Origin of the sequence: Deinococcus roseus (genome assembly GCF_014646895.1) — a bacterium.
GTDB lineage: Bacteria > Deinococcota > Deinococci > Deinococcales > Deinococcaceae > Deinococcus_C > Deinococcus_C roseus.
Map to the genome: position 1 here is coordinate 1 of NZ_BMOD01000051.1, position 13,277 is coordinate 13,277.

Sequence of the window (13,277 nt, forward strand, 5' to 3'; positions counted from 1 at the left end):
TTGCATGCTCAGATAGGGGCATTTGGGTACCACAAAGTCCGATGTTCACCGGCATTCCTCTCCGACCCTTTGCAGGTCGCACTATCGTTTGGTGGACAGTGCACAATGGGTGGCGTGGGAATGGTTTGCAGCAGGCCCTGAATGATGTTGGACCGACTGGTGTTGCTGGTTGTGGTGTTCCTGTACAGCAGGTTCTTCCAGTCCCCCGGGTTCATCAGGCCCCGGGCCACCGCAAGGTCCGCGAAGTACCCTTCGGCTTCGGCGTACATCGCCACCGCAGAGTACCGGTAGCCTTTTTCATCTTCATCCCTCAGGGCCAGCACGGTGGGCTCGAACCGGGAGAAGCGGTATGCTGCGTCGTCCGCCGGCAGGGATTCAAACATGGCGGTCTTCACCACATCCAGCAGGTGGTCTGCACGATGCTGGAAGTACTCCAGCACCTGGGTGTCGGCCTCATCAAACTGTTCATCGAGGTACAGATCCATGAACGTGCGGGCCACATCCCAGGGCAGAAAACCCAGCACCATTTCGACCAGCCAGCCCCTTGTGGAGGCCGTGTCCAGCACCTGGTGGTACTGCCCCATTTCGATCCTGAGTTTTTCAAGGGTTTCTTCGTCTGGAAGGAAGCTGGTGATGTTGATCTGGGTGGCCAGGTCAATGGAATGCTTCAGTTGCAGCATCTGGTCTTGCAACCCGCCCGGGCCATGGAAGGCCTGATGTGCTGTCTCCATGGCCTGCCTGTAATGTGCCAGAATGGGCTGCAGCTGCTGGTGGATCTGGTCGGCGATTCTGGTCCAATCCAGCAGGGGAAGCTCAAAATGAGGCACAGGGATGACGCGGTCCATGAGTTCGATTTGACGGAGCACCCCTTCCGGCAGTACCTGTGGCACCTGAATCTTCAGCAGGTCCGTGGCCCAGCTGGGGGTGGTGTTCTCCTGCGTGGTGTCCTCGGTGGGCTGCTGGTCATGTTCACTCATTTCCCCATCATATTCTGTATGGAGCAGAACATCATCTGCCATTCGGACAGCATGACCCCCACTGAGCATCCCGTCATCCGCATGGGGTTGCTCACAGACAGTGCCCCATTCCACCACGCCCGATGTTCAATCTGATTCAGGCCAGCGTGCCCACAATCCTTTCCAGGCAACACACCTTACTGCCTTGCTCCAGCACACCATCCAGATTCCCCTGGAAACACCTCCATTGAGGTGAAACCGGTCCTTCAATCCGATTCTGCCTCCCTGCGGTCCAATTTGACAAAATCAGGGTGCAAGACACCTTCATCTGGACACACAAAAACTGGATAATGCCCACAGGAGGATGCATGAAATTCAACCCTGTTTCATGGCTCACCCTGATGTTCCTGTCAGGCTGGGCCACAGCAGAAACCACCGCAGTCCTGAGTCCCCCATGGGCCACCCAGGCGGTTCCCAACATTGAAAAACTCCACGACAGTGCCATCTGTGAACTTCCCACCTCACCCATGGCTTACATCAATGGGAAACGTGATCCTGACCTGCTTGAAGCCATCGAAAAAGATCTCAAGATCACCCTGGTCAGCAGCGACCTCAAAACCAACGATTACAGTTGCATCCTGTACGTGGGCACAGACCTGATGGCAACCCAGCAGGGAGACACCTACCTTGCCACCCTGGAATTCGAAGTGATTTACAACGACCTGATCATCAAAGAGGTCCTGCCAGCCAAATCCAGCCCGTACAACAACGTGCCCACGGTCCTCAACGGCCGGCACCAGTTCAGCATCCCCATTTACCGTGACTTTCTGACGTTCACTGGAAAGTACACCCCAGAAGGGTTCAAAGCAGCGGTGCTGGATGCACAAAAACAGCTTTTCAACAGGTTCTATGCTGAATGGCGAGAAAACGCGTTGGGACGATAAGGGGGATGCTTTGATTCAGCCAGATGGCAGCAAGGCCCTCACCTTTCCACCATAATAAAAGCATGCCTGTGCCCCGTCCGTGCCCCGTCCCGTTCCAGACCTGGATTTGCCTTGGTCTCCTGACCTTGCTGCTCTCCTCCTGCTCCCCAGCACCGGACGGCGGAACGTACTTGTGGAAGCTCGTTCAGAATCCCACGGGGGCACAGGTCGACCGCTACATCGATGACTTCCATGACCGGGGCACCCCTGCCTTCATCTGGAAGTACCAGGTGAAGGGCCATGAAATCCACCTCGCTAAGATGAAGTCACGGCCCGAACTGTTCTCCATCTCGGTGTATGAAACAGCGTTTCCCATCTACAGCATTGCCAGGAAGTACAGGCGGGTGTTCACCTTACTGCCTCAACTTGAGACCAAACACGTTGAAACCTGGTACCTGCTGCAAGATGGCCCCTTCGAAGGGCTTTATGCGCAAGAGTCCCTGTATGAGGACAGTGCGTACCTGACCCTCACCTCGGGCGAGTATGAAATCCTCAATGGGGACCACCGGGAAGCAGATTTTGACGATGAATACATGCTTCAGGGATGGCCCCTTCGCGCTTACCTGCAATCCCCCAACCGTTTCTGCGGCTTGCAGAACATCATTTGCGGCTCCAGATGAACCGGGACCCATCCAGTTGTGGCTTTCGCAAAATGCAGGGCAGGCAGGAACCATCCGTCTGGCCTCCAACCCATCCTTCTTTCACCTGTGAGAACCCAGCAGGACCAGCACCCTGGAGGAGCCCCATGAAGACGCTTCCTTTCCTGATCGCCCTCATCCTCACCAGCACCCTCGCACACGCCCATCCAGGTGGACTGGACAAGAACGGCTGCCACCGCAACAGCAAAACCGGGGATTACCACTGCCACCAGTCCCCCACACCCACACCCACCCCAGTACCCGCACCCACACCCACCCCGGCACCCAGCCAGACTGCACCCGCCACCTCCACTCTGGCCGACCTGCAGACCGCACTGAAAAGCACTTTGCTGGTCACCTCCGAGCATTGCAGCTTCACTGCGCTGGCCTGCGGGAGTTTGCGGATGGACCTGGCCACCGCTGAAAGCACCATCAACCAGTGGCTGGAGCAGCACATCCCGGCCGCCCAGCGGGCCCTCGGCACCTGGACGACCATTGAGAGCAGCCCCCCAACCCGCCGTCAAACCACCGTGCTTTACGGGAAACCCACCTACCTGTTCGCCACCCTTCATGATGGGGAGACCGTGGTGTACTTCACCACCAACATCAACGACCTCCCGAACACCAAAAAGTACTTCCTGGAAGACTCAAAAGTGGTGGTGACCTGCAAGGATTTCGCCCGCATTGAGGTGGCGTACCTGTTCATGCAACTGGCCGCCACAAAGGACCAGCGGGACCCTTACGGCCTCGATCCCAATGGGGACGGGGTGCCGTGCAATGAGCAGTGAGGCCAGGGGGGAAAGCTCCCCCTTCCTTCCTTTCAGGGGGTGACTGTGACCGAATTGCCTTCAGAACAGGACATTCGAGAAGTGCTCCTTGAGATGGCCCACAGTGAAGACCGCACCGGCTGGGGGGACGTGAAGTTGCAGCTGTTCTCCCTTCCGGAAGACCTGCTGCTGCCAGTGCTCCGTGAGGGGGTGCAGGACGTGGACCCCATGGTGCGCTGCCAGGCCGGCACCCTCCTGATGGACTTGCAGGGGGGCAGGCACGTGGAATTTTACCAGTCCCTCTTCCGGGACCCGGAGGACTGGGTGCGGTGGAACATCACCGGCAAGGCCTCCACTTTGCAGGAAGTGAACCTGGACCATGGGATCCGGGAGCGCTTGCTGACGGATGAAGAGGTCAGCGTGCAGGTGGTGGCCACCTGTTACCTCAACGAAGTGGTGGGACCCTCCAGCATTCCTTTTCTGCTGTGGCTGATCACCCACCCCACCGAACCGGACCTCCTGGGGCACACCCGTAACAGTGCCGCAGAAGGAAGCCTCACCAGCCTGCTGCTGTGGCATGCCAGCGGGCTGGATGCCGAAGTGCTGATTTAAGGGGGTGCTTTTCAACTGGGACCCATGACCTGTCACACTGTCCTGAAGGACCTTCCCTTAGGAGCAGATGTGTCAGAGGGGGAGGGCTTCTCCTCCCTGCACGGACACACCCTTCACCGGACCTCCCTGGTTGCAAAAAGCCCTCTCGGGTGCTTCTCGGTGGACCTGGTGGCCCACCTGGACGGTCAGGGGAACGGTATGCGGTCCGTTTCCCCCTCCACCTACCGGCTCTGGGGGGTGCCGGTTGACCCGCCTCCCTTGCGGGTCGAAGTGGGGCAAGCGTCACCATAAGGGTTAACGGATTTTGAGGTTGTGGCTGTAATTGCCCCAGCTGGACACCTGGCCATCCGTGAACTCCACCGTGCTGGATTCGTACTGCCACACGTCCGGAGAGTAACTGTCCGGAGTGCCCATCGCCAGGAGCACCGTGTTCATGGAGTCCCCGAGGGTGAAGCTTTTTGCGGTGCCTGGACGGGTGGATTCCAGCACCACCTTGAGGTTGTGGCTGTAATTGCCCCAGCCGGATACCCGGCCATCTGTGAACTCCACCGTGCTGGATTCGTACTGCCAGACGTCCTCGCTCGGACTGTCGGGGGTGCCCATCACTGAGAGCACCGTGTCCTGGGTGTCCCCGAGGGTGAACTGTGGTTTGCTGGCCTTCTGCCTGGGGGTGGCTTTGACTTTGAGGTTGTGGCTGTAATTGCCCCAGCTGGACACCTGGCCATCCGTGAACTCCACCGTGCTGGATTCGTACTGCCACACGTCCGGAGAGTAACTGTCCGGGGTGCCCATTGCCAGGAGCACCGTGTTCATGGAGTCCCCGAGGGTGAAGCTTTTTGCGGTGCCTGGACGGGTGGACTCAAGCACCACCTTGAGGTTGTGGCTGTAATTGCCCCAGCCGGACACCCGTCCATCCGTGAACTCCACCGTGCTGGATTCGTACTGCCAGATGTCCTCACCGGGCGCGTCCGGCACCCCCATCACCTTTTTCACATGCTCCTGGGTGTCCCCGAGGGAGAAGGTCCCTTTGGGCCGGGAGGGGGGTGGAGCCACCGCTTCCTCCTGGGGTTCAGCCGGTGCAGGTGGGGTTTCGGCTTGCTGAGGAGGGTCCGGGTTGTCCGGGACGATCTGTGGGAGGTCTTCAGGTGGGTTGGGTTCGGCAGGTTCTGGGGTGGTTTCTTCCCTTGCGGTCTCATCGTCGGGCAGGATCCATCCGTCCTCGGTGCCTGGGGTCTCCACCTGGGTGTCCGGGGCAGGGTCTGGTGGGACGGAAGGTTCGACACTGGGTTCGGGTTGGGTGGGGGGATCTTGCGGGGTTTGGGGTGCTGGCGGGGTGAACTGCGCCTGGTTCTGAATGTCCCTGCCCGGGCCTGCACCGAAGATGACTTTGCCGAGCAGGATGAGGCCGACCACCCACACCCAGGTGTAATTCTTGCCTGTGGGGGCGGCTTTTGAGGGTGCAGGCCGGGAGGTGGGGGGTGTTTCTGGTGCACTGGGTGCACTGAGCATTCGCAGGAAGGCATCGGCACTTTGGGGGCGGTTTTTGACGTCCACTTCCAGCAGGCTGAGGATGCTGGTTTTCAGCTTCTCGGGGGTGCTTCTGGGCATCTGCGGCAACCCTGTGCCTTTGGTGCGACTCACGGCGTCGGGTGGGGGATCACCGGTGAGCAAATAGAACAGGGTGGCCCCCAGGGCGTACAGGTCGGTGTAGGGGGCGAGTTTGGCCTGACTGGCATACTGCTCGAGGGGTGCAAAGCCCGGGGTGACCAGGCGGTCTGCCGGGGTGATTCGGCCTCCGGTCCATTCCAGGGCACTGCCGAAGTCAATCAGAACGGCTTTGCCTGTGCTTTCCAGGATGACATTTTCGGGTTTGATGTCCCGGTGGAGCAGGCCCGCTTCGTGCACGACTTTCAGGGCCCCTGCGAGTTCCCAGGCGATGTCTTCGACCTTCTTCACCGGGAGTTTCCCCTGCTCGGTGACTTCAGCGAGGTTCTGTCCGGAGAGGTAAGCCATCACCATGTAGGCGGTGCCGTTCTCCTCAAAAACGTCGGTGACCTGCACAATGCTGGGGTGCTTGAACTGGGCGACCGTGCGGGCTTCTTGCAGGAAGCTGTTTTTGAGCCGTTGCAGGTCCACATCGGGGAGTGCAGCTGAGTCCTCCACGTTGTTGCCCTGCCGGATCGCTCCTTCCGGGAAGAGTTCTTTGAGGGCGAACTGGACTTGCAAGGTGGTGTGGGTGGCCAGGTAGGTGATGCCGAACGCACCCTCACCGAGCACCCGTTCCATTCTGTACCGCCCTTGCAGCACCGTCCCAATTTTGAGGGGATGGGTCTGCCCGACAAGGTCTGGATTCGGCTGCCCGCAATACGGGCATCTCTGGAGGGAATCCGGGTAATTCTGGGTGCAGGCCGTGCAACGCATCCCCTCCAGCATAGGGCATGGGCTGCAAAAAGCACCCTTCCAGCAGGGTGAGGTCTGGATCAAGCGGTGCGCAGCGAATCAAGCCCAGAAGGAAGCGTTCGGGCAGACCCAGCTTGTTGCCAAAAAAGCTGTCCTGACAGGGAACCGCTGGTACAATGCCCCATGCCTGATGAAAAGCCCCATTACCGCAGGTGGGCCGAAGTCCCTCACGACCTGACCACCAAAACCCAGCTGGGGAAAGAGGGTCTGAAACCGGTGGGGGAGCCGGTGGCCACCCTGGCGTATGGGCCGAACCGGGAGTACGTGACCGGGCTGTACCGCAGGAGTGAAGCCACACCCAAACGCAAGCTCACGGAGGCCCAGCAGAGGAGCATGGAGCAAACCCGGCAGAGGAAACAGGACCAGAAGCGGGCCCTGGATTTGCTCCAGGAGCTGGAGCGGGAAAGGCAGGAGGAGGCAGATGCAGAGGAACGCCACGGGCAGTTCCTGCTGGACGCCAGAGCTGCAGAACTTGAAGCCCGGCGGGCGCTGCTGGACTTTGCCCGCACGTACCCCCGGGAGGACTGGCGGATCCTGGACACCGAAACCACCAGCCTGCGGGGGGAGGTGATCAGCCTCGGCATTGTGGACGGCCTGGGGAACATCCTCCTGGACACCCTGATCCATCCCAGCAAGATGGCGATCAGCCCGGAGGCCCAGAAAATCCACGGCATCAGCATGGAGGACCTGGTGGGGGCCCCTGCGTTTGCTGAAGTGTACCCACAGCTTTATTCGGTGCTGCACGGCAAGCCTGCCCTGGCGTACAATGCCCCTTTTGACCTGGGGCGGCTGTATGACACCCACCTGCATGCCGGGCTCCCCTGGACTACTGTGACCCAGGCGGAGGGTTGGACGTGCCTGATGCGGCTGGCTGCGCCCTTATATGGCCGGGCAAAGATGGTCAATGGCCGTTATGACGGCCACAAGTGGTTGAAGTTGGGTGAGGCCTGCTGGCAGGCCGCCATGACCCTGGGGACCCTGCCCACCGATTACCAGCGGCACGATGCCCTTGGGGACACCCTGGCCAGCCTGGAACTGCTGAACCACATGCTGGTCCTCGCAGAGCGGGAAGAGGGGGGTGAGGTGGTGGAGCGGCCTCACTTCAACATCTCTGTGGACGAGATGGACCGGCTGGGCGTGGGCCACTGGCGTTCACCGGAGGTGATTGGGCAGTTGGAGATTTCCAGGGATGGCGTCTTGCTGGACGCGGCCAGCTGGTGGCCGTTCTTCCAGACCCTGTGGCACCTCAGAGAAGTGCATGAACGGGGGCCAAAAGTGCCCCTGGAGGTGTACCAAGATTGGTGGAGGGCTGCCCTGGAGCACGCCCGTTCCGCATCACAAGAAGACATGACCGAACACACCTGGAGGCAGGGGGAGTGGGGGTTCAGGCTCACCTGGAAACCCTGGGAACCCCTCAAACCGAAGCAATCTGGGTGAACCCATCACTTGTTGGGGAACGGTACCCCCAGTTTGATTTGCACGGTGTTGGTCTTGAAATCCAGGCTGAGGTAATCCAGGCCCCGGTGTTCCCCTTTCACGAAAACCTCCACCAGGTCGGTGCTTTTGAAAGTCACGGTTTTGGTGAGTTCACCCTCAAACCAGATGGGCTTCAGGAGGCCTTTGTTGATGCGGTAGCCGATCACGTCGTCTTTGATCAGCTCCCCACTGCCTTCCATTTCGAACTGGAGTTGGTTTTTGTGCAGGGTGAAAAACACCCGGTCCTGGTACCAGTCTTCCCTGAGGGCCGGGTAAACAAAGTCCCCGTCGTACACCAGCACCATCTTCCCTGGGACGGCATCGTACTCCCCTTCGTCTTCTTTGAAAGGGGCCACCAGCTGCTGGAGGGTGGTGTAGATGTTGCCGGTTATCTTGAAGGTGGTTTTGTCCGCAGTTGCGGTGAAGGTTTTGCATTTGATGGTGTAAGGGGCTGAGATGTATTTTTGTTGGGCTGGATTGGGGAACTTTGCGGGGAAGGTGATGTACAGGCTGACGGGCACCTTGAAGCCATTCATCTCGATCATGGGAGGGTCGTTGTAGGAGAACTGCAGGTTCCCGGTGCAGGGAACGGTGGTGGGTGCCGCCAGGGCTGTGGAGAGGAAGAGCACCAGGGCAAAGGGGAGTGTGTTCATGCTCCATTGTCCACTGGCGGTGCGGAGGGCCGTGTGACGGAAGTGTGCTGGCAGGGATTGAGAAACAGCAACGGATTCAAAAGAACGCCTGCTGGGAATTCTTGAACCCGAAAATGGTAACGGTGCTGGCATCCCTCAACTGGCCGGTGTTCGTGACCAGTTGCCGGCCATCCTGAGACACCTGGAATCGGGAGAAACAGGTGTCCCCCAGGGTCCACTCCCCCAGCACAGTGCCCGTGAGCATCTGGACTCTCTGCACAGTCATGCAGTCCGAATGCACCAACACACTGCCATCCTTGCCGACCTGAAAGTAAGGGCTGGACGCACCCAGGGTCTGGAGCAACTGGCCATTTTGAGCATTCCAGATTCTGATGGTTTTGTCCCAACTTCCGGTGATCATCTGACGTCCATCCAGGCTGAAGGCCACCGCATCGACCTCAGAGGTGTGACCGGTGAGGGTTTTGAGCAACTCACCGGTGTTGGCACTCCAGATTCGGGCGGTCTTGTCGAAACTCCCCGCGATGACCTGACGGCCATCCGGACTGAACGCCACGGCCTCCACACCATCGGTGGGACCATTGAGGGTTTTGAGCAGCTCACCGGTCTCCGCACTCCAGATTTTGATGGTGTGGTCGTAACTCCCGGTGACCACCCGCCTCCCATCCAGGCTGAATGCTGCTGCTTCGACATTCTCGGTGTGGCCAGTCAGGGTGTAGAGCAACTCACCTGTGTCTGCACGCCAGATTCGGGCGGTGTTGTCCCAGCCTCCGGTGACCACCTGGCGTCCGTCCGGACTGAACGCCACTGTGTACAGCCATCCCGTGTGCCCATTGAGGTTTTTGAGCAACTCACCCGTGTCTGCACGCCAGATTTTTGCGATCATGTCGTGACTTCCCGTGATGATTTGCTTGCCGTCGGGGCTGAACGCCACGGCATTGACACTGGAGGTGTGCCCTTTGAAGGTTTGAAGCTGCTCACCGGTGTCAACACTCCAGATTCGGGCGGTCATGTCGTAACTCCCGGTGATGATTTGCTTGCCGTTGGGGCTGAACGCCACGGCATTGACGTTCTCGGTGTGGCCAGAGAGCACCTTGAGGGTTTCTCCAGTCTCAACGTCCCAGATTCTCACCGTCCGGTCGAAGCTTGCGGTGACCACCCGCCTGCCATCGGGGCTGAACGCCACAGAAAGAACATCAGCGAAGTGCCCTTTGAGGGTGGTGAGCAACTCACCGGTGTCAACACTCCAGATCCGGGCGGTGTCTCCACTGTTCGTGATCACCTGGCGAGCGTCCGGGCTGAACGCCACCGAACGGACCACCGAAGTCTGTCCAGAGAGGGTCTTGAGGGTTTCTCCGCTGATCACATCCAGGATCCTCACCGACCCGTCGATGCTTCCAGTGGCTGCCTGAAGGCTGTCCGGGCTGAATGCCACCGACCACACAGAACTGGTGTGCCCATTGAGGGTGTTGAGCAACTCACCGGTCTGGGCATTCCAGATTTTGGCGGTTTTGTCCCAGCTGCCGGTGATCACCTGGCGTCCGTCCGGACCGAACGCCACCGATGAAACCACATTGGTGTGACCGGTCAGGGTTTTGAGGGTTTTTCCGGTGCTGACGTTCCAGATTTTGGCGGTGTGGTCCATGCTTCCGGTGACCACCTGACGTCCGTCCGGGCTGAACGCCACGGCAGTGACACTGGAGGTGTGACCGGAGAGCACCCCGATGACTTTTCCTGTGGAAGCCTGGCCGATGAACACATAGCTGGTTCCCGCAAAAGCCACGGTATTGCCATCGGGACTGTAGGCCACTGCGTCAACAGAAGCTTCATGTCCAGTGACGGTCTGCAGGACCACCGCCCCATTGGACTGGGCGTGGGCTGGGGTCAGTGCCAGCAGGGACAGCAAAGTGACCAGCAGCAAGGTCCAGCCCATTTTGCTGGTGGGCTTCTCAAGGGGAATGTTCAATTCAGTCATGGGTTCACCTGGATGTGTTCGGTCTTCGGGGGTTTTCCCGTCAGGATTCATTGTAAGGTCCCACCTCTTCCCTCACCTTCTTTGCGGAGAGTTGGGGGACTCCATGCCAACTCGTGTGGTTCCCGAAAACCATGCTGGACATCCAATGGGTGCAAAGGGGCTGATGGCTGTGCCTCCTCAGAAAACAATGGGGCAGACCCTGCAACGTTCCAGACTGTGAAATGGTCGGCGAGGTGGAAGGGTGGACACAGCTGGGCCGGGTCAGCTCAACACCTTTTTTTGCATTTGCTGGGTGAGGGGTCAGGGGTGAAACAAATGGCGCACTGACCGGCCAGCACACTTTCCGACACCCATACAATCTGGCTTGCAAGGAACCCTTTTTTTGATGCTTCATGGTGGACCCAGTGCGAAAGGTTCATCAACTCCTGCGGGTGAACAGGCACTGCCCGGTCCAGTTCCTCGAGGGATTGCTGTAAGGATCGAATCATGGAAATGACAATATGATGAGATGACTGGGCGTGTTTCTTCTTTACCCCTTCCTGGAGGCGTAACCCACATGGCACGAAAAAAGAACTACCAAAACCTTGAAGCCCTTGTCCCGGTGGAACGCATCCTCAGTGAAGCCAGCATGGCCCTGCAACAAAAAACCCGCACCCTGGCCACCAGCAGCATCCCTGATGTGCTTGGCGCGGTGGTCGGCACCCTGGCTGGTGGGGCCGCCAGTGCTGCCTGGATTGGAGCGGCCGCAGTGACCGGAACCACCGGGGCTGCCGCCCTCACCTCTGGACTGGCTGGGGTGGGTGCTGTGATCGGTGGAGGCATGGTGGCCGGACTGGCCGTGGCAGCCCTGCCTGTGGCTGCACTGGCGGTGGGGGGTTACGCGGTGATCAACCGCCGCAACCACAAACGCCTGCTGGACCGGGAGAGGGCCCTGTTGCAAGACGCCATGCTCAAACACCAGGCGCTGATCGAGCAACTGCAAAGCGAGATGCATGAGGGTCAGGAGCGCCGGGATTACCTGCAGCGCCTGGTGATCGTGCTCAGTGACGCCATCAAAAACATGCAAGAGGACCTGGGGGCGGGCGGCCTTGCCACAGAAGCCTGACGGGGACCTGCAAGGCCAGCTGGACGTGCTGCGGTTCCAGAAAGAGCAACTGGACAGCCTGAAGCAGGCCAGTCAAGATGCCCAGGGCATCGAAGACAGCATCTCGCAGGCTGAGGACCTCTTGCGCTCCCTGAACCTTGCCCTGCCTCAAAGCAAAAAAGTGCAAGGTTCGCCTGTCACTGCAAAGGAGCAGCAGGGTGCTCCTTTGCAGGTCGGTTCCTGGGATGAGCTGCTGCAACAAGCTCGGGAAAACCAGGATCGACCGGCGGTGTTCACGGACCTGCTCAGCGAAGAAGACATCCTGAGGGTGGAGGCCCGACTCGCGGTGGTGCGAGGAGACCTGCGTTCACTGCACCGGCTGGACCTCCTGGATGTGGGCATTGCGGTGGTGGCCGGGATCCTGGCGGCCCTGGTGGATGTCTTCCTGGTGCAAATGCCCATGCACTCCAACTTCCTGGGGGACAAAAGCTCTGCCGGTGGTCCGCTGGCCAACTGGGTGCGGACCCGCATCAACGAGAGCCTGCCTCCCGGGGAGATCCGCAAGTTGGAGAAGTACATGAAGGTGCCTTACGACCCCAGCATGAACACAGGGCTCCAGCAGATCATCGAGGGGCTCAACCCGCACACGCACCGGTTTCAGTCCCTGGGGCATGATCCCATCCTGGGTTTTTTGTTCGGGGTGATGGACATCATGAAGGGGACCTTCTCGGCCATCGACAGCAACGGGCAGTGGATCGTGCAAGCGAACAACATTCACGGCACAGCGGGGATGAACGTGTTTGATGCCCTTGCCCGGCAATACGGGCACCTGCTCTCCGATGTGTCCACCACCCGGGGGTTGCCGGTACCGTTCATGCCCCTGTTGCAGTTCTTGCAGGTGGGAGCGTTCACCTCAAAAGGGCTGACGGTGGGGGATGTTTCCACACAGATGTACACCCACAACTACGACTTCCGGCATTTTCTGGCCATGGGGATCCCGGTGGGGATGATTGAGGTGATGGTGCGCATGGGGTATTTCGCCAAACGGCAGCATGAAACCGGGGACCTCGCCCAGTCCGCTCCTTTTGGCAACAAACCGAAGTTGAAGAGCATGCTGTTGATTGCCCACGGGGTGGCCACTGCCGTGAACGTGGGGAAGGTGACCCTCACCCAGAACCCGCTGGCGATCAACCTGCCCCAGTGCATGGCTTTCGTCAGGTACCTGATGCCAGAACTCAAATTCTGGTTTGTGGATTTGCCCCGTCAGGAACGGGCAGGGGTTCAGCAGGTGCTGGATGACGACTGGGGAAGTCTGCAAGGTCAGCTGAGCCGCATGTGGGAGCGTTCCAGCCTCGGTCCGGTGGTGTTTTAAGGGCAAATGGGGGTGAAAGGTCAGCCCGTCCATGCCAAGGGGCGGTTTTACCCGCAACGTGAGGTCCTTGTCGTTCTGGAACGTTTTTTTCAGTCTTAAGACCAGAATTTTGCTTTGCCACACGGTATTTCTAAAAACACAGCCGAAAAGGGAAATGAAAAGCGGTTGGGATCTTGTTTGTCTGGCACGCCATGTTTCTCAGTTTATCCAAAACACCTTTACCTCTGTACAGGACAAAAATCTAAAAATGGCCTGGTACTCCGGGCCAACAATGCTATTTGAGGCGGGCGCGCCAGTCGTGTAG

11 protein-coding genes are annotated in these 13,277 nt (G+C 59.2%); 7 read left to right on the forward strand and 4 right to left on the reverse strand.

Annotation, left to right across the window (positions count from 1 at the left end; translation table 11 throughout):
* Positions 1–8: 8 nt before the first annotated feature.
* A complete protein-coding gene (locus IEY52_RS25875) occupies positions 9–977 on the reverse strand; it encodes an SH3 domain-containing protein (protein ID WP_189009381.1) in 969 nt (322 codons plus the stop codon).
* A gap of 347 nt (positions 978–1,324) precedes the next feature.
* Between IEY52_RS25875 and IEY52_RS25880 the strand changes: the two genes are divergently transcribed.
* The 4 genes from IEY52_RS25880 to IEY52_RS25895 all read left to right on the forward strand — a co-directional run bounded on the left by IEY52_RS25880 (position 1,325) and on the right by IEY52_RS25895 (position 3,956).
* Positions 1,325–1,900 carry a hypothetical protein gene (locus tag IEY52_RS25880; RefSeq protein ID WP_189009384.1) on the forward strand — a complete coding sequence of 192 codons (576 nt, stop codon included), beginning with the start codon at positions 1,325–1,327 and terminating at the stop codon, positions 1,898–1,900.
* A gap of 62 nt (positions 1,901–1,962) precedes the next feature.
* Complete coding sequence (locus IEY52_RS25885; protein ID WP_189009387.1) at positions 1,963–2,559, forward strand: hypothetical protein; 597 nt, start codon at positions 1,963–1,965, stop codon at positions 2,557–2,559.
* Positions 2,560–2,684: 125 nt separating this feature from the next.
* Positions 2,685–3,365, forward strand: a complete 681-nt coding sequence (locus IEY52_RS25890) for a YHYH domain-containing protein (protein ID WP_189009390.1) — start codon at positions 2,685–2,687, stop codon at positions 3,363–3,365.
* Positions 3,366–3,410: 45 nt separating this feature from the next.
* Positions 3,411–3,956 carry a HEAT repeat domain-containing protein gene (locus IEY52_RS25895; RefSeq protein ID WP_189009393.1) on the forward strand — a complete coding sequence of 182 codons (546 nt, stop codon included), beginning with the start codon at positions 3,411–3,413 and terminating at the stop codon, positions 3,954–3,956.
* A gap of 294 nt (positions 3,957–4,250) precedes the next feature.
* On the opposite strand, the gene IEY52_RS25900 is transcribed toward IEY52_RS25895, so the two are convergent.
* Positions 4,251–6,377, reverse strand: a complete 2,127-nt coding sequence (locus IEY52_RS25900) for a serine/threonine protein kinase (RefSeq protein ID WP_189009396.1) — start codon at positions 6,375–6,377, stop codon at positions 4,251–4,253.
* A gap of 162 nt (positions 6,378–6,539) precedes the next feature.
* Here IEY52_RS25900 and IEY52_RS25905 point away from each other — a divergent pair, with 162 nt between their 5' ends.
* Positions 6,540–7,853, forward strand: coding sequence for a 3'-5' exonuclease (locus IEY52_RS25905; RefSeq protein WP_189009400.1), 1,314 nt, complete (start codon positions 6,540–6,542; stop codon positions 7,851–7,853).
* Positions 7,854–7,858: 5 nt separating this feature from the next.
* Here IEY52_RS25905 and IEY52_RS25910 read toward each other — a convergent pair whose 3' ends face one another.
* Together IEY52_RS25910 and IEY52_RS25915 are read right to left on the reverse strand one after the other, a co-directional pair.
* Positions 7,859–8,545: a hypothetical protein gene (locus tag IEY52_RS25910; RefSeq protein ID WP_189009403.1), complete on the reverse strand. Its 687-nt coding sequence runs from the start codon at positions 8,543–8,545 to the stop codon at positions 7,859–7,861.
* Positions 8,546–8,621: 76 nt separating this feature from the next.
* Positions 8,622–10,517, reverse strand: coding sequence for a WD40 repeat domain-containing protein (locus IEY52_RS25915; RefSeq protein ID WP_189009406.1), 1,896 nt, complete (start codon positions 10,515–10,517; stop codon positions 8,622–8,624).
* Between the two features lie 556 nt (positions 10,518–11,073).
* Between IEY52_RS25915 and IEY52_RS25920 the strand changes: the two genes are divergently transcribed.
* Positions 11,074–11,622 (forward strand): hypothetical protein, encoded by a 549-nt coding sequence (locus IEY52_RS25920; protein WP_189009410.1) that lies wholly within the window; start codon positions 11,074–11,076, stop codon positions 11,620–11,622.
* A complete protein-coding gene (locus tag IEY52_RS25925; protein WP_189009413.1) occupies positions 11,606–12,973 on the forward strand; it encodes a hypothetical protein in 1,368 nt (455 codons plus the stop codon). The genes IEY52_RS25920 and IEY52_RS25925 overlap by 17 nt, the downstream gene beginning before the upstream one ends.
* The last annotated feature ends 304 nt before the right edge of the window (positions 12,974–13,277 follow it).